This is a genomic window from Olivibacter sp. CPCC 100613 (assembly GCF_036959255.1).
In the GTDB taxonomy this organism is placed as follows: domain Bacteria; phylum Bacteroidota; class Bacteroidia; order Sphingobacteriales; family Sphingobacteriaceae; genus Olivibacter.
The window spans coordinates 1,428,702-1,444,730 of record NZ_JAWMTI010000001.1; the positions used below are offsets into that span (position 1 = coordinate 1,428,702).

Annotated in this window: 16 protein-coding genes; all 16 read left to right on the top strand. The window is 40.9% G+C overall.

Translation table 11 applies throughout. The annotated features are described in order from the left end of the window. Positions 1-3: 3 nt before the first annotated feature. The 16 genes from rpmD to RYH73_RS05890 all read left to right on the top strand — a co-directional run bounded on the left by rpmD (position 4) and on the right by RYH73_RS05890 (position 16,003). Positions 4-183: a 50S ribosomal protein L30 gene (rpmD, locus tag RYH73_RS05815; RefSeq protein WP_335312599.1), complete on the top strand. Its 180-nt coding sequence runs from the start codon at positions 4-6 to the stop codon at positions 181-183. A 137-nt stretch (positions 184-320) separates the two neighbouring features. Further along, a complete protein-coding gene (gene rplO / locus RYH73_RS05820; protein WP_335312459.1) occupies positions 321-767 on the top strand; it encodes a 50S ribosomal protein L15 in 447 nt (148 codons plus the stop codon). A 4-nt stretch (positions 768-771) separates the two neighbouring features. Next, positions 772-2,103 carry a preprotein translocase subunit SecY gene (gene secY / locus RYH73_RS05825; protein ID WP_335312460.1) on the top strand — a complete coding sequence of 444 codons (1,332 nt, stop codon included), beginning with the start codon at positions 772-774 and terminating at the stop codon, positions 2,101-2,103. 8 nt (positions 2,104-2,111) lie between these two features. Continuing rightward, on the top strand, positions 2,112-2,897 hold the full coding sequence (gene map / locus RYH73_RS05830) for a type I methionyl aminopeptidase (protein ID WP_335312461.1): 786 nt from the start codon (positions 2,112-2,114) through the stop codon (positions 2,895-2,897). Between the two features lie 74 nt (positions 2,898-2,971). Beyond that, entirely contained in the window at positions 2,972-3,190 is a 219-nt protein-coding gene (gene infA, locus RYH73_RS05835; RefSeq protein ID WP_013665023.1) for a translation initiation factor IF-1, read from the top strand. Positions 3,191-3,331: 141 nt separating this feature from the next. After that, entirely contained in the window at positions 3,332-3,448 is a 117-nt protein-coding gene (gene ykgO / locus RYH73_RS05840) for a type B 50S ribosomal protein L36 (RefSeq protein ID WP_013665024.1), read from the top strand. Between the two features lie 90 nt (positions 3,449-3,538). After that, positions 3,539-3,916 (top strand): 30S ribosomal protein S13, encoded by a 378-nt coding sequence (rpsM, locus tag RYH73_RS05845; protein ID WP_335312462.1) that lies wholly within the window; start codon positions 3,539-3,541, stop codon positions 3,914-3,916. A gap of 16 nt (positions 3,917-3,932) precedes the next feature. Next, a complete protein-coding gene (gene rpsK, locus RYH73_RS05850) occupies positions 3,933-4,322 on the top strand; it encodes a 30S ribosomal protein S11 (protein ID WP_093328087.1) in 390 nt (129 codons plus the stop codon). Between the two features lie 66 nt (positions 4,323-4,388). Beyond that, on the top strand, positions 4,389-4,997 hold the full coding sequence (gene rpsD, locus RYH73_RS05855) for a 30S ribosomal protein S4 (protein WP_335312463.1): 609 nt from the start codon (positions 4,389-4,391) through the stop codon (positions 4,995-4,997). A gap of 83 nt (positions 4,998-5,080) precedes the next feature. Continuing rightward, complete coding sequence (locus RYH73_RS05860) at positions 5,081-6,073, top strand: DNA-directed RNA polymerase subunit alpha (RefSeq protein ID WP_335312464.1); 993 nt, start codon at positions 5,081-5,083, stop codon at positions 6,071-6,073. Between the two features lie 187 nt (positions 6,074-6,260). Then, positions 6,261-7,079, top strand: coding sequence for a 50S ribosomal protein L17 (gene rplQ, locus RYH73_RS26655; protein WP_442946057.1), 819 nt, complete (start codon positions 6,261-6,263; stop codon positions 7,077-7,079). Between the two features lie 90 nt (positions 7,080-7,169). After that, positions 7,170-8,363 carry a class I SAM-dependent methyltransferase gene (locus RYH73_RS05870; RefSeq protein WP_335312465.1) on the top strand — a complete coding sequence of 398 codons (1,194 nt, stop codon included), beginning with the start codon at positions 7,170-7,172 and terminating at the stop codon, positions 8,361-8,363. A 126-nt stretch (positions 8,364-8,489) separates the two neighbouring features. Further along, positions 8,490-10,406: a molecular chaperone DnaK gene (gene dnaK / locus RYH73_RS05875; protein ID WP_335312466.1), complete on the top strand. Its 1,917-nt coding sequence runs from the start codon at positions 8,490-8,492 to the stop codon at positions 10,404-10,406. Positions 10,407-11,008: 602 nt separating this feature from the next. Then, on the top strand, positions 11,009-13,435 hold the full coding sequence (locus RYH73_RS05880; protein WP_335312467.1) for an alpha/beta hydrolase family protein: 2,427 nt from the start codon (positions 11,009-11,011) through the stop codon (positions 13,433-13,435). 75 nt (positions 13,436-13,510) lie between these two features. Further along, positions 13,511-15,052: a helicase HerA-like domain-containing protein gene (locus RYH73_RS05885; RefSeq protein ID WP_335312468.1), complete on the top strand. Its 1,542-nt coding sequence runs from the start codon at positions 13,511-13,513 to the stop codon at positions 15,050-15,052. Between the two features lie 42 nt (positions 15,053-15,094). After that, positions 15,095-16,003: a nucleotidyltransferase family protein gene (locus RYH73_RS05890; RefSeq protein WP_335312469.1), complete on the top strand. Its 909-nt coding sequence runs from the start codon at positions 15,095-15,097 to the stop codon at positions 16,001-16,003. The last annotated feature ends 26 nt before the right edge of the window (positions 16,004-16,029 follow it).

The window sequence follows — 16,029 nt, forward strand, 5'->3', positions numbered from 1 at the left end:
CAAATGGCGAAGATAAAAATCACACAGATTAAAAGCGTAATCGACAGAAGCGAGCGCCAGAAAAAGACCATGCAGGCTCTTGGTTTAACGAAAATCAATAAGTCTGTAGAGGTTGAGGCTACCCCAGCAATCATTGGGATGGTTAGAAAAGTTAACCATTTAGTTGCCGTTGAGAGTTTATAATTTAAAATTATTTTTATAGATTGTCGTCCTTTTCCCCTTTTCGGTGTTAAGGATGACAATTTTTAGGTAATTTTATCGTTTTAACCGTTCTCCCTGATTAGTGAAAGCGAAGGGGAACATAGAAGTTTGTATTAATCATGAACTTATCAAATTTAAAACCTGCAACAGGTTCAATCAAAAGTAAAAAACGTATTGGTCGTGGTACAGGTTCAGGCCGTGGTGGTACATCAACACGTGGACATAAAGGTGCCGGGTCACGTTCAGGTACCAGTAGAAAAATTGGTTTTGAAGGCGGTCAGATGCCGCTTCAGCGTAGGCTTCCTAAGGTTGGGTTTAAGAACCCTAACCGTGTGGAGTACGTAGGTGTCAACCTCGATGTATTACAAGATTTGGCAGAAAAGCATAATTTAACAAGTGTTGATTTTGAATCGTTGAGAACGCATGGTTTAGTATCGAAGAAGGACCTTGTTAAAATACTTGGTCGCGGGGAACTTAAAGCAAAATTAGAAGTTAAAGCACATGCATTCTCTGCTACTGCACAAAAACAAATTGAAGCAGCAGGCGGTTCGATCGTAAAACTTTAATTAAATGAAGAAGCTAATCACAACCTTAACCAATATATGGAAAATTGAAGATTTGAGAATGCGTATTTTAAATACGCTTCTATTTCTTTTGATTTACCGTGTAGGTTCTCATATCGTATTACCCGGTGTCAATCCGCAATCGCTTCATCAAGAAGCGAAGGATGGGATATTGGGTTTGCTTAATATGTTTGCCGGAGGGTCTTTTTCCCGTTCGGCAATATTTGCATTAGGGGTAATGCCTTATATTTCTGCATCTATTGTGGTGCAACTATTAGGTATCGCCGTTCCGTATTTTCAGAAACTGCAAAAAGAAGGAGAGAGTGGACGGAAAAAAATGACACAGATTACCCGTTACTTGACCCTAGCGATTACCCTTGTTCAAGCCGTAGCCTATTTAAGGTCGCAGATTAGCCCAGAAGCCAAAACAATGGATGAACCTTTCTTTACCATTGTAGGTACTTTCATTTTAACCGCAGGAACGATGTTTGTAATGTGGTTAGGGGAGAAGATTACTGATAAAGGTATCGGAAACGGTATTTCTTTGATCATCATGGTAGGTATCATTGCCCAATTACCCAGTGGTATGTTGAGTGAGTGGGCTTCCCGTATGGATGGTCATGGCGGTTTAATTCCCTTTATTGTTGAAATAGCTGCTTTGTTCTTTGTGGTTGTGTTTACGATTCTAATTGTACAAGGTGTTCGCAAGATTCCGGTACAATATGCAAAGAAAATCGTGGGTAATAAACAATATGGAGGAGTACGTCAGTATATACCATTAAAGGTCAACTCTGCCGGTGTAATGCCGATCATCTTTGCCCAAGCAATTATGTTTATCCCAACTACGTTGGCCCAGTTTTTCCCAAATCTTCAATCATCGTTTTTAACCTCTTTGAGTAACTTTACTTCCGTAGCCTATAATGTAACCTTTGCAATTTTAATCATTGCTTTTACGTTTTTCTATACGGCTATTATGGTAAATCCTCAACAGATGTCGGATGACATGAAGAAGAATGGAGGCTTTATTCCGGGCGTGAAACCTGGTTTGGCGACAAGTGGTTATATTGATAGTGTCATATCCAAAATCACATTGCCTGGCTCGATTTTTTTGGCCATTATAGCGATACTACCTGCAATTGCCAGTTTATTAGGCGTTAACAGTCAGTTTGCGCATTTCTACGGGGGTACTTCTTTGCTGATTTTAGTAGGAGTGGTGCTTGATACGCTTCAACAAATAGAAAGTCATTTACTCATGCGTCATTATGATGGTCTGATGAAAACCGGTCGTGTTAAAGGGCGTACTGCTGTAGCAAGTGGTGTAGCAGATCCAACAATATAGAGGCGAGCATGTCGAAATTGATTTATAAATCAGAAGAAGATATCGAACAGATCCGCAAAAGTGCCGAGGTACTTTCCAGAACACTGGCGGAAATAGCAAAAGAAATTAAACCGGGAGTAAAAACCATTGATTTGGATAAATTAGCATTTACGTTTATTCAAGACCATGGCGGAACTCCCGCTTTTCTCAACTATAACGGATTTCCTTTTTCACTTTGTATTTCTGTAAACGACCAGATCGTTCATGGTTTTCCCGGGAACTATGAATTGAAGGAAGGAGATATTATTAGTGTAGATGGTGGCGTTGTATTGAACGGTTATATAAGTGATTCTGCTTATACTTTTCAAGTTGGTGCCGTTTCGGACGAAGTGGAACAATTGCTACGCATAACGAAAGAAAGTTTAAACAAAGGCGTTGAACAAGCCGTGGTGGGAAAGCGGGTTGGCGACATTTCTTACGCGGTGCAGGAGCATGTACGGATCTATGGTTATGGAATTGTCAAGGAATTGGTAGGACATGGCGTGGGGATCCATTTGCATGAGAAGCCGGAAGTACCTAATTATGGCCAACGTGGTAAAGGTACCAAGTTAGAACGCGGTATGGTTATTGCCATCGAACCCATGATTAATTTAGGAAAAGCCGGTGTACGTTTTTGGGAAGATGGTTGGACAGTCAGTACGATTGACGAAAAACCGTCAGCGCATTTTGAGCATACGGTAGCAGTAAATAAGGGGCAGGCAGACGTTTTAACTACGTTTTCATACATTGAAGAAGTTTTAAACAAAAAAGGTTGATAATCAGCATTTTTATTTTTAACTTTGCATCCCTGTTTGTGCAGGGTTTATAAATACATAATAATCAATAACATATGGCTAAACAAGCCTCTATTGAACAAGACGGCGTCATTAAGGAAGCATTATCGAATGCTATGTTTCGTGTAGAATTGGAAAATGGACATGAAATTATTGCGCATATATCCGGCAAAATGCGCATGCATTATATTAAAATATTGCCTGGTGATCGGGTAAAATTGGAGATGTCTCCTTACGATTTAACAAAAGGTAGGATTACCTATCGCTATAAGTAAGGAAGGTGCGTATTTGATAAACCTTTTTGTTCGCTTTTGATCTATAGGTTTTTGAGCAATGGTCCTTTGTGAGCATAACAAAAGACGGCATGGAAGTTTGATACCGTCGAGAAAATGAATAACAACGAATAATTAAACGAGATGAAAGTTAGAGCATCTATCAAAAAACGTAGCGCTGATTGTAAGATCATTCGCCGTAAAGGTAAAGTATTTGTAATTAACAAAAAGAACCCGAAGTTTAAACAACGTCAGGGATAACATTTAAAGGTAAGTAGGTGTGAGGTGAAAGGCAAAAGGTTCTTCTTTGCTTAGACCTTAGACTTAGGCCTTTTAACCGTAATAATAAATATGGCAAGGATAGCAGGTATAGATTTACCAAGAAACAAAAGAGGAGTAATCGGACTTACTTATATCTATGGTATTGGTCTTTCCACCGCAAAGAGCATTTTGGCCGAAGCGGGTATTGACGAAGATACAAAGGTACAGGAGTGGACCGATGATCAATTAACAGCAATTCGTACAATCATCAACGATCGTGTAAAAGTAGAAGGTTCTTTGCGTTCGGAGGTTCAGCTAAACATTAAACGTTTGATGGACATTGGTTGTTACCGTGGTTTACGTCACCGTAAAGGTTTACCACTTCGTGGGCAACGTACAAAGAACAACTCACGTACCCGTAAAGGAAAACGTAAGACAGTTGCTAACAAGAAAAAAGCTACTAAATAATAATTGATACAATACAATGGCTAAAAGTAAAAAAGTAACCAAAAAGCGTATTGTGGTGATTGAACCTGTTGGTCAGGCTCATATCAATGCAACCTTTAATAATATCATTGTAACACTTACCAATAATCAAGGTCAAACGATTTCTTGGTCGTCTGCCGGTAAAATGGGTTTCAAAGGTTCAAAAAAGAACACCCCCTATGCTGCTTCACAAGCTGCTAACGATTGTGGTAAAGTTGCGCATGATTTAGGTTTGCGTAAAGTTGAAGTTTTTGTAAAAGGGCCAGGTGCCGGACGTGAGTCTGCCATTCGTACCTTGCAAACTCAAGGTATTGAGGTGACTTCAATCAAAGATATTACCCCACTTCCGCACAATGGTTGTCGTCCACCAAAAAGGAGAAGAGTTTAATCAACGGATTTTTAAAGCTAAGATTCTCTAGCCTCGGGTTAGAAGATACTTTAAAAGAGAAAAAAAATGGCAAGATATACCGGACCTAAGTCCAAAATAGCCCGTAAGTTCAGAGAACCGATTTTTGGTCCTGATAAAGCATTAGAGCGTAAAAATTACCCTCCGGGCATGCACGGGGTTTCAAAACGTCGTGGTAAACAGTCTGAATACGCTATTCAGCTGCAAGAAAAACAAAAAGCAAAATATACCTATGGTGTATTGGAGCGTCAGTTCGCAAACCTTTTCGATAAAGCTTCTTCTAAAGAAGGTATTACGGGGGAGAACTTGCTCAAATTCTTAGAGGCTCGTTTAGATAATACTGTATTTCGTTTGGGTATTGCACCTACACGTGCAGGAGCCCGTCAATTAGTAGGACACAAACATATCACCGTAAATGGTCACGTGGTTAATATTCCATCGTATAGCGTTCGTCCTGGCGATATCATCGCGGTTAGAGAACGTTCTAAAACCTTGGAAGCAGTTACCAATGCTGTTGCCGGTAGAAAACAAAATAAATATAGCTGGTTAGAGTGGGATGCCAACGGACTTACTGGTAAGTTCCTGAATTATCCTAATCGCGATGAGATTCCTGAGAATATCAAGGAACAGTTGATCGTCGAGTTGTATTCTAAATAGTTTATATAGCAGACAAGTATCCGGTACATACTGGGTACTTGTTTGTTTGCAATCATTTCAATCAAACAATTAATTAGAAATAAATGGCAATCTTAGCATTTCAGAAACCGGATAAAGTTATCATGCAAAAATCCACGGATTTTGACGGAACATTTGAATTTCGACCGTTAGAACCGGGTTTCGGTGTAACCATAGGTAATGCTCTACGCCGTATTTTGTTATCTTCATTAGAAGGTTATGCAATTACTTCTGTTCGTTTTTCCGGTGTGTCGCATGAATTTTCTACCATCACAGGGGTAGTAGAAGACGTGACTGAGATTATCCTGAATCTGAAACAAGTGCGTTTCAAGAAAACAGGCGAATCCGGAGATTCAGAAAAGATTTTTGTTGTAATCAACGGTCAAGATCAATTTAAAGCCGGAGATATTACCAGTCATTCAAACAACTTTACTGTACTCAATCCTGACTTGGTGGTTTGTAATATGGAAAGCTCTGTGACTTTGGAAGTAGAGTTAACCGTAAACAAAGGCCGGGGTTATGTCAATGCTGAAGAGAATAAAGTTGCCGATGCAGCAGTAGGGGTGATCGCAATTGACTCTATCTACACACCGATCAAGAATGTAAAGTATACTATCGAGAACTTCCGTGTAGAGCAGAAAACAGATTACGAGAAGCTTTTATTGGATATTTCTACTGATGGTTCTATCCATCCGGAAGATGCATTGAAAGAAGCTGCTAAAATCTTAATTCATCACTTTATGTTATTCTCGGATGAGAACATTCTATTAGAATCTCAAACCAAGGAAGAAACAAAAGAGGTGGATGAGGAGATTTTGCATATGCGTAAGATCTTGAAAACTGAATTAGTAGACTTAGATCTTTCTGTACGTGCATTAAACTGTTTGAAAGCTGCTGACATCCGTAGCTTAGCTGAACTAGTTTCTTACGATGTAGCAGATATGCTTAAGTTTAGAAACTTCGGTAAAAAATCTCTTACAGAGATTCAAGAACTTGTAAAATCTAAAGGTTTGTCCTTCGGTATGAATTTGTCGAAATACAAACTGGATGAAGAATAAATAGGAATAATTAAGCGACCTGTTGCATAATTCCTCTTGTAAAGTAAAAAGTAAAAGCTTGCCTCCCGTAGGGACGGTAAAAATTAAAAAGGTACGCTTTGTGCCGCATGAAAGATGAGCTGTAATGGTTTTTTAATTTTGGCTTTTGACTTTTGAATTAAGAACGGTATGCACAAAACAAAAAACAATGAGACACGGAAAAAAAATCAATCACTTAGGCCGCACAGATAGCCATCGTAAGGCCTTATTGTCTAACATGGCTGTATCGCTTATCAAGCATAAGCGAATTGTTACCACTTTGGCGAAAGCAAAGGCGCTTCGCTCTTATGTAGAGCCTTTGATTACGAAATCAAAGAACGATACTACACATTCTCGTCGTACGGTATTTAGCTATGTCAAAGACAAGGAAGCGGTAACTATTTTGTTCCGCGAAATTTCTGAGAAAGTAGCTAGTCGCCCGGGAGGTTACACACGCATCATTAAAATGGAAAATCGTCCAGGTGATAATGCAGAGGTAGCCTTAATCGAATTAGTAGATTACAATGAGGTATACAGCAAAGGCGAAGCAAAGGTAGAGAAAAAATCTACGCGTCGTCGTGGTGGTGCTAAAAAGAAAGCTACTACAAAAGCTGATGAGGAGCAAGAAGTGGTAGCTGTTGCTGAGGAAGCCGACAAAGAGGCGACTGAAGCTGAAGCAAAACCTGCGAAGTCAACCAAAAAAGCAGCGAAGGCGGATGATTTAACGATTATTGAAGGTATTGGACCTAAAATTGCCGAAGTTTTCGTGAAAGCAGGAGTCGCTGGATTTAGCGCCCTCGCAGCGAAGACAGCTGACGAGTTAAAAGCAATTCTTACCGAAGCAGGCGATCAGTTCAACACGGCAGTTACGGATACATGGCCTGAGCAAGCAAAATTAGCTGCTGATGGCAAATTCGATGAGCTGAAGAAGTGGCAAGATGAACTTGATGGCGGCAAAGAGGCGAATGAAGAGACAAAGGAAGACTAAATTTCTTTTCTTCTAAAACAAGAATCCCCTACTGATCAGTGGGGGATTTTTTATTTACCTTTATTCCATCCATGATTAAATAATGTTGTCATGTTAAGATCCACTGAAGATTTCGAGTTATTGTTTACGGAGAGTCTCAAGCAGCTTCGTTTTGTTAAATTAACATTGGGCCATTACCAAGGAAAGGAAGATCAGCTTAAACAGATCCATGTGCGGGAAATTCATCTTAAAGGTGGAATTAAATTGACCTTTACCTACCGATATCAAACAAGAGATATCGTTAAAAACCTTACCAGGGAGGCCGGTATAGAATTGATTAAATCCTATTTAAGGGATGGCTTTAAGGCGGCCACCTTGTTTACTTTGGACCATAACATCGTATGGACACAAAGGAAAAATGGCACGATTACCCTGCGTAAAGAGAAAGCTACGATCAAAGAGGTCCCAAACTTGTCGCACGATAAACAAAAGAATAGGCTTATACAAGCCCATGTAGAAAAGCATTATTTACAGGCACTAGGTATACTGGATCGTTCAGGTGTTGTTTACAAAAGTGCACAAGATAAATTCAAACAGATCAATCATTATATAGGATTACTACGACCCTTAATTCAGGAAATAGACGCTAAGAACCTGCATAAGGTGGTAGATATGGGATCCGGGAAAGGCTATTTGACCTTTGCGCTTTACGATTACCTCTATCATGTGTTAGGACTGGAAGGCGTAGAAGTTACCGGGGTCGAATTTCGGGAGGACCTGGTCAGTTTGTGCAATCAAATTGCACTTCAATCGGGATTTACACAATTAAAGTTCCGGCAGGGAACCATCGTTGACTATCAAGAAGAGTCCATTGATCTATTGGTTGCCTTGCATGCGTGCGATACGGCTACAGATGATGCTATTTATCGAGGTATCAGCGCAGCGGCTAAACTTATTGTAGTCGCACCCTGCTGCCATAAACAAATCAGACGCCAGCTGGAAGGTGGAAAAATTGCACCTGAAATACAACCTATAACACGATTTGGCATCTTTTTAGAACGACAAGCTGAAATGTTGACAGATACGCTAAGGGCATTGATTATGGAGTATTATGGATATAAAATCAAAGTCCTTGAGTTTATATCCGATGCACATACACCGAAAAATATATTGATTGTTGCGAGCAAATTAACATCAATCTCAGTAGAGCGTCGAGAACAGATTCTACAGCAGATTAAACAAACAAAAACTTTTTTTGGTGTGAAAAAACATCATTTGGAACATTTGCTGCAATTGGATGTTTAGTCAATATCTACCAGGGAGCCTCGTAGAGATGAGATTAGACTGACATTATGTCTTAATCATGAACTTGGCACAGGCATTGATGATTTGTATGTGAAATAGCAAATTGTAAATATAAACAAATAAGATATGTCTAAAATTATTGGAATTGACTTAGGTACTACCAACTCTTGCGTCGCCGTAATGGAAGGTAACGAGCCGGTAGTTATAGCAAACAACGAAGGTAAACGTACCACCCCTTCTATTATAGGTTTTGTAGATAATGGCGAGCGCAAAGTGGGAGATCCTGCTAAACGTCAGGCGATTACAAATCCTCAAAAAACTGTTTATTCGATCAAACGTTTTATGGGTAGAACGTTTGATGAAGTGACGAAGGAAGCCGCGCGCGTACCTTACAAAGTTGTAAAAGGTGATAACAACACGCCTCGCGTGGAAATTGGCGATCGTAAATACACGCCTCAAGAACTGTCTGCCATGATTTTGCAGAAAATGAAAAAGACGGCAGAAGATTTTTTGGGTCAAGAGGTAACGGAAGCAGTTATTACGGTTCCCGCCTACTTTAATGACGCTGAACGTCAAGCAACAAAGGAAGCAGGCGAAATTGCCGGTTTAAGTGTTAAGCGTATTATTAACGAACCTACTGCTGCTGCTTTAGCTTATGGTTTAGATAAGGCGCATAAAGACATGAAGATTGTCGTGTTCGACTGCGGTGGTGGTACGCATGATGTTTCTGTTCTTGAGTTAGGAGACGGTGTATTTGAAGTAAAATCTACAGACGGTGACACACACTTGGGAGGAGATGATTTCGATCAGGTGATTATCGATTGGTTGGTTGAAGAGTTTAAGAACGACAACGGCGGATTGGATTTAAGTAAAGATGCGATGGCTTTGCAACGTTTGAAAGAAGCCGCAGAGAAGGCAAAAATTGAGCTTTCCAGCACATCTTCTACTGAAATCAATTTACCTTATATTACTGCAGATGCCACCGGACCTAAGCACTTAGTACGCAACTTAAGCCGTGCTAAATTCGAGTCTTTGGCGTCTGACTTGATCAAACGTACGATTGATCCTTGTAAATCGGCCTTGAAGAATGCAGGACTTTCTACCAGTGATATTGATGAAATTATTCTGGTAGGTGGATCTACTCGTATCCCCGCGATTCAAGAAGCGGTGAAGAACTTCTTTGGCAAAGAACCTTCTAAAGGTGTTAATCCGGACGAAGTAGTTGCTTTAGGAGCGGCTATTCAAGGAGGTGTATTAACCGGTGAGGTGAAAGATGTATTGCTGTTAGATGTTACGCCATTGTCCCTAGGTATTGAAACGATGGGTGGTGTGATGACGAAGCTGATCGAAGCGAATACAACGATTCCGACGAAGAAGTCAGAAGTATTTTCCACTGCATCCGATAATCAACCTTCGGTAGAGATTCATATTTTACAAGGCGAGCGCCCTATGGCTGCGCAGAATCGTACCATCGGACGTTTCCACTTAGATGGAATTCCTTCGGCACCTCGTGGAGTGCCTCAAATCGAAGTTACTTTCGACATTGACGCAAACGGTATTTTGCACGTATCTGCGAAAGATAAAGCAACAGGTAAAGAACAAAAAATCCGTATTGAAGCTTCTTCCGGGTTAAGTGATGAAGAGATCAAAAAGATGAAAGCCGATGCCGAAGCGAATGCTGATGCTGATAAAAAAGCAAAAGAAGAGGTTGAAAAATTAAATGCGGCTGATGCACTTATTTTCTCTACAGAGAAACAGTTGAAAGAATATGGCGATAAAATCGGTGCTGATAAAAAGGCGCCTATTGAAAGCGGTCTTGCTAAATTAAAAGAAGCTTATGCTGCAAAAGACTTCGCTGCTATAGAAACGGCACAGACTGAATTACAAGCATCTTGGAATGCTGCCTCTGAGGAGATGTATAAAGCTTCACAGGAAGCTGGTGCACAAGCTGCCCCTCAAGAAGACGCACAACAAGCTGGTAATCCGGCAGACGAGGTGACAGATGTCGACTTCGAAGAAGTAAAAGATGATGATAAAAAATAGGAATTGTTTTTTAATTTCATAGCAAAAGCCGCAATGTATATTGCGGCTTTTTTTATGTGTTGTAAAAGTTGAGTTATTAGTTGTGAGTTGCCAGATTGGTATCGGTTGGTAGTTATTGGTTATTCGTTGTGAAGGGTACACAAGCGTTCATAGAAAAAAGTGCTACCTAACGTCTCAACTATTTAACTGCTTAACGATGTCGGTTATTGGTCGTGAGTTGCCGGTTGCGCGTGATGAAATCACACGGCGCTGTAGCGCGGAGGGAACAACGGCCTTATGAAATTGAGCGTCAAAAAGATTTAGAATAGCTCTGGGTAAAAATCATGTGAAGAAGGGGTGGCCTAGCGTGCGGAAGCGGCTCCGCAGGATTGAGCTTTGGGCCTAAATCTTTAGCGAAAGTACATGGAGCCTTGACTGTTTGGTTCTTTATGGTGAAGCATAAAGAACATAAAAAGAACTTAAAATATTTGCGTCAAGACAAAGCTCAGTTTTTTATATTCGATGTTAGGTATTTCGATCAATTATTGGCATATTGCAGCTATTTTTAGCCACCTAACGTTATTGACCTCGCAAAAGACGGTCTTTCTATTAAAAGAATATATATGAAAAAAACATTACTTCACTTTTTACTCTTTACCGCCGTTATTCATGTGCAAGCTCAGGAAGAAAAGGGCTATCAAAGCCCACCTCCTAGTATACAAGAACTGTTGAATGCACCCAATACACCGGTTGTTCAGTTTAACAAGAGTGGTACAAAGCTTTTGTTACTGCGTGTACCTGGCTATCCTTCCATTGAAGACGTCTCACAACCCATTCTTGGGCTAGCTGGTTTACGGATCAACCCGTTGAATAACGCTTCAGCGGTATCGACTACCTATACTTCGATGGCTATTCAAGAGGTAAATTCAACCAATGAAAAGCTGGTAGAAGGCTTGCCGAAGTCGGCGAAAATTGCTAATATAACCTGGAGTCCGAATGAGCAATATATTGCTTTTACGAACGCTACAAAAGAAGGTGTTGAATTGTGGCTGGCAGATGTAGAAAAATTGCAAGCAAAAAAAATATGCGATAAATACCTAAATGATGCTTATGGGCGAACTTTGCAGTGGACGCCGGATGGTAACCAATTATTAGTACAACTACTTGTTGACGCTCGTGGAGCACAGCCGCAGGAGAGCCTGGTTCCCAGCGGACCGATTATCCAGGAGAATATCGGTCAGGCTGCACCATCAAGAACCTATCAGAATCTACTGAAGAATCCTTATGATGCGTCGCTTATGGACTATTTCCTAACTTCTCAACCTGCCACCGTACGCTTAAACGGTGAAGTGGAGAAAATATTAGCACCAGGCATTTATCAAGATCTAAGTTATTCACCCAACGGCAAATACCTGTTCGCTCAAAAAATAATACGTCCCTACTCTTATTTGGTTCCTATTGAATCCTTTCCTTTTGAAAATATTATTTACAGTGCCTGGGGCAAAGAGGTAAAAAAGTTGGCGACATCACCTTTAGCAGAAAATCTTCCCACGGGCTTTGATGCTGTTATCAGTGGAGCACGGGAATATAAATGGCGGGCCGATGCGCCAGCTACCTTATACTGGGTAGAAGCACAAGACGGAGGTGATCCTAACAAAGAGCAAGCAATTCGTGATGTGATTTTTGCGTTGAAAGCACCCTTTACTAAAGAAGCGGTTAAACTGGCTTCTACCAACTTACGCTATCAAAAAATCGAATGGGCGAATAAGCAATATGCCTTGTTAAGGGAAGTGTGGCGGAAAGATCGAAAAGAAAAGATGACCCTGATCCAACCGGAAACCGGGAAAATCCTAAAAGTTATTGCTGAACGTTCTTCGGAAGACAGTTATACCGATCCGGGTCAGTTTGTTCACGTTGACGGTCCCTACGACAAACCGGTTCTTTTGTTCGAAAAGGAAACCGAACCCATCGTTTTCAGCATTGGTGTTGGATCTTCCCCCGAAGGCGATCGTCCCTTTTTAATGAAATGGGGATTATTAAGTAATCGAAAAGACACCTTATTTAAATCGAAAGCACCTTATTACGAAGAGCCACTGTATTTTAATAATAAAGGCGTTGTCTATATTTCACGCGAATCTGTTGAGCAAGCACCTAATATTTATCGGATTGATTTAAAAAACGGCAATGGGATGTCATTGACGACCTTTCCCGATCCTTATCCTAGTCTCAAAGGCATTAGCAAGCAGCAATTAATCTATCCCCGTAAAGATGGTGTTAAATTGACGGCTACCTTATATTTACCCAAGGGCTATACAAAAGAACAAGGACCGCTACCGGTTTTGATGTGGGCCTATCCCAAAGAGTTTAAAAGTTTAGAAGCTGCAGGGCAAGTAAAAGGTTCGCCTTATCGTTTTACAAGACTTGCCTTTCGGTCGCCCGTCTATTGGGTAACACGTGGTTATGCCATTTTAGATCAAACCGATATGCCGATCGTAGGCGAGGGAGCCGAAGAACCCAATGACACTTTTATCCAACAAATTCAGGATAATGCCCAAGCAGTTATTGATTATGTTGTTGCCATGGGTATTGCCGATCGAAATAGAATAGCCGTGGGTGGGCACTCTTACGGTGCCTTTATGACGGCAAACTTATTGGCTCACACAAAACTTTTTGCCGCAGGAATTGCTCGTAGCGGTGCCTATAACCGGACGTTGACACCTTTCGGTTTTCAATATGAATCACGGACCTACTGGGAAGCACCGCAGGTTTATTATCAAATGTCGCCTTTTAGTTATGCCGATAAAATAAAAACACCTTTGTTAATGACCCACGGCTTGGACGATGAAAATTCAGGTACCTTTCCAATACAAAGTGAAAGACTTTACAACGCTATTAAAGGGCATGGGGGTACGGTCCGTTTAGTACTGCTTCCAAGGGAATTTCATGGTTATCGGGCGAAAGAATCCGTTATGCATACCTTCTGGGAAATGGATTCTTGGCTTGAAAAATACGTCAAGAATAGAAAAGAAGTTGAGGAAGAATCGGAATAATTATTGCATGAGGGAGGTAGCCGATTTTGTAAGCAATAAAAATTGCGTAATTTGCATCGGCTTAAATTATTAAATATGGCTGATATCGACCAGTTTATCGCAAAAATAACCGCTTCTTATCAACCGAAGGGTGAATTTATCTATCTAGGTGCAGGGATACTGGATGGAAACATTGTAGCGCAAGCGGAGGTAAACCTTGCGTTAAAAATGATGAATCGACATGGCCTGATAGCAGGCGCAACGGGTACGGGAAAAACACGGACACTGCAGCTCATCGCCGAACAATTGTCGGATGCCAACGTGCCGGTTTTTATGCTGGACGTCAAAGGGGATTTATCCGGCCTGCATGAACCGGGAAAGAGCAATGCAGCCTTGGAAGAACGGGGACAAGCACTCGGGAAGCCATTTGTGCCGGCAGGTTTTCCTATCGCACTCTATTCACTTTCAGGAGAACTTGGCGCACCTATGCGTGTCAAGATTAGTGATTTCGGACCGATTCTTTTGGCGCGCATACTTGAATTAAATGACACCCAAACCGGTGTTCTTTCCGTTTTATTTAAGTATGCGGCGGATAAGTCATATCCTGTAGTGGATCTGGAGGACCTAAAGAAGCTATTAAATTACTTGACTTCTGAGCAAGGGGCGCAGGAAATTAAGGAAAGTTACGGAAAAATCAGCAGTGCTACATCAACTACTATTTTGCGTAAAATAGTAGCGTTGGAGCAACAGGGGCTTGGCCACATTTTTGGAGAACCTGCCCTGGAACTGAACGATCTATTTGAACGCGTGGACGGTAAAGGCGTTATCAGTTTGCTGAACATTTCAGATATCCAAAGTCAACCGCTTTTGTTTTCTACGTTTTTGTTAAGCCTCCTTTCCCAGTTGTTTGAGCAGATGCCTGAGGTAGGTGATGTAGATAAACCCAAGCTTATTTTCTTTTTCGATGAAGCACATTTACTTTTCAATGGCGCATCGAAAGCATTTTTAAGCAAAATAGAACAAATTGTTCGCCTGATACGGTCGAAAGGAATTGGCGTGTTTTTCTGTACGCAAGCAGCTACCGATGTACCTGATACCGTATTGGGCCAATTAGGGAATCGTGTTCAACATGCTTTACGTGCGTTTACACCGAATGATGCAGAAGCATTGCGTAAGACTGCAAAAACGTATCCACATTCCGAGTTTTATGAAATAGATAAGGCCTTAACCGGTTTGGGAACTGGGCAAGCAATGATTACGGTCTTAAACGATAAAGGGATTCCCACGGAGGTTGTTGCTACCCATTTGATTCCACCAAGAGCGGTAATGGGGCCATTGGATAAAGCAAATTATGATGTCCTTGTGCAAGAATCCACTATCTATGCTAAATACAAAGATGCGGTCAATTCAAGAAGTGCCGCAGATATACTAGAAGAAAATGAAAAGGAGGCAGCTGTAACAGAATCGGAGCAACCTTCGCAGAAAAAGACAACAAGCAGTAGCACGAGGGAAACCCCCATGGAGGCAATGGCTAAAAGTGCATCGCGGACGCTCGGGCGTGAAGGTGTCCGGTTTTTAAGCAAATTGGGAACCGCCATTATAGCCTCCCTTATTGGCGGTAAAAAAAGAAGGAATTAATATAAAATAACAACGTTAACTAATAATAAATTAAAGAAAAGAATGAAACCCACCTTATTGATTTTAGCAGCAGGTATGGCTAGCCGTTACGGAAGTATGAAACAAATCGATGCCTTTGGTCCGAATGGCGAAACAATCATCGATTATTCAATTTATGATGCGATCAAGGCGGGATTCGGAAAAGTAAGCTTCATTATTCGTGAAGAATTTGCCGAACCATTTAAAGCTATTTTTGAACCCAAGTTAAAGGGAAAAATTGAAACGGATTACGTTTACCAAGGTACTGATCTTCGGAAATATGGAATTGATAAAGATGTAGAAAGAGCAAAACCCTGGGGAACGGCACATGCTGTTTTAGAGGCTCATAATCAGATACACGAACCTTTTTGCGTAATCAATGCCGATGATTTTTACGGCTATGAAGCTTTTGAAAAAATGGCGAAGTTTTTAACCACTGAAGTGACCGATGACACCTTTTCCTTGATGGGGTATCAGGTTGACAAGACCTTATCTGATCATGGTACCGTATCACGCGGAGTATGCGCAGTGAACCCTGAGGGAAATATGACCGCTATCAATGAGCGCACCCAAGTATATTTCAAAACGGTTGATGGACAGAAGAAAGTATTTTATGAAGAAAATGGTGTTGAAACGGAAATTCCGAATGATACGCGTGTATCCATGAATTTTTGGGGCTTTACACCAGCTGTTTTTGCGGAAGCTAAAAAGCTTTTCGTTGATTTCGTAGAAGCAAATCAGCACAATCCCAAAGCGGAATTCTTTATACCGCTCGTAGCCGATAGTTTAATCCAGTCAGGTAAAGCGTCATTTAAGGTCATTCCTACCGCTGAAGAATGGTTCGGCGTTACCTATAAAGAAGATAAACCTATTGTTCAGAAATGCATTTCTACACTGGTGGAAAAAGGGGTTTATCCCGCTAAGTTGTTTTAGACATTAAATAGTTGAGACGTTAAGTA

Bases quoted from the DNA above. Each gene is read 5' to 3' on its own strand.
- rpmD (WP_335312599.1), top strand. From the start codon at position 4: ATGGCGAAGATAAAAATCACACAGATTAAAAGCGTAATCGACAGAAGC.
- rplO (WP_335312459.1), top strand. From the start codon at position 321: ATGAACTTATCAAATTTAAAACCTGCAACAGGTTCAATCAAAAGTAAA.
- secY (WP_335312460.1), top strand. From the start codon at position 772: ATGAAGAAGCTAATCACAACCTTAACCAATATATGGAAAATTGAAGAT.
- map (WP_335312461.1), top strand. From the start codon at position 2,112: ATGTCGAAATTGATTTATAAATCAGAAGAAGATATCGAACAGATCCGC.
- infA (WP_013665023.1), top strand. From the start codon at position 2,972: ATGGCTAAACAAGCCTCTATTGAACAAGACGGCGTCATTAAGGAAGCA.
- ykgO (WP_013665024.1), top strand. From the start codon at position 3,332: ATGAAAGTTAGAGCATCTATCAAAAAACGTAGCGCTGATTGTAAGATC.
- rpsM (WP_335312462.1), top strand. From the start codon at position 3,539: ATGGCAAGGATAGCAGGTATAGATTTACCAAGAAACAAAAGAGGAGTA.
- rpsK (WP_093328087.1), top strand. From the start codon at position 3,933: ATGGCTAAAAGTAAAAAAGTAACCAAAAAGCGTATTGTGGTGATTGAA.
- rpsD (WP_335312463.1), top strand. From the start codon at position 4,389: ATGGCAAGATATACCGGACCTAAGTCCAAAATAGCCCGTAAGTTCAGA.
- RYH73_RS05860 (WP_335312464.1), top strand. From the start codon at position 5,081: ATGGCAATCTTAGCATTTCAGAAACCGGATAAAGTTATCATGCAAAAA.
- rplQ (WP_442946057.1), top strand. From the start codon at position 6,261: ATGAGACACGGAAAAAAAATCAATCACTTAGGCCGCACAGATAGCCAT.
- RYH73_RS05870 (WP_335312465.1), top strand. From the start codon at position 7,170: ATGTTAAGATCCACTGAAGATTTCGAGTTATTGTTTACGGAGAGTCTC.
- dnaK (WP_335312466.1), top strand. From the start codon at position 8,490: ATGTCTAAAATTATTGGAATTGACTTAGGTACTACCAACTCTTGCGTC.
- RYH73_RS05880 (WP_335312467.1), top strand. From the start codon at position 11,009: ATGAAAAAAACATTACTTCACTTTTTACTCTTTACCGCCGTTATTCAT.
- RYH73_RS05885 (WP_335312468.1), top strand. From the start codon at position 13,511: ATGGCTGATATCGACCAGTTTATCGCAAAAATAACCGCTTCTTATCAA.
- RYH73_RS05890 (WP_335312469.1), top strand. From the start codon at position 15,095: ATGAAACCCACCTTATTGATTTTAGCAGCAGGTATGGCTAGCCGTTAC.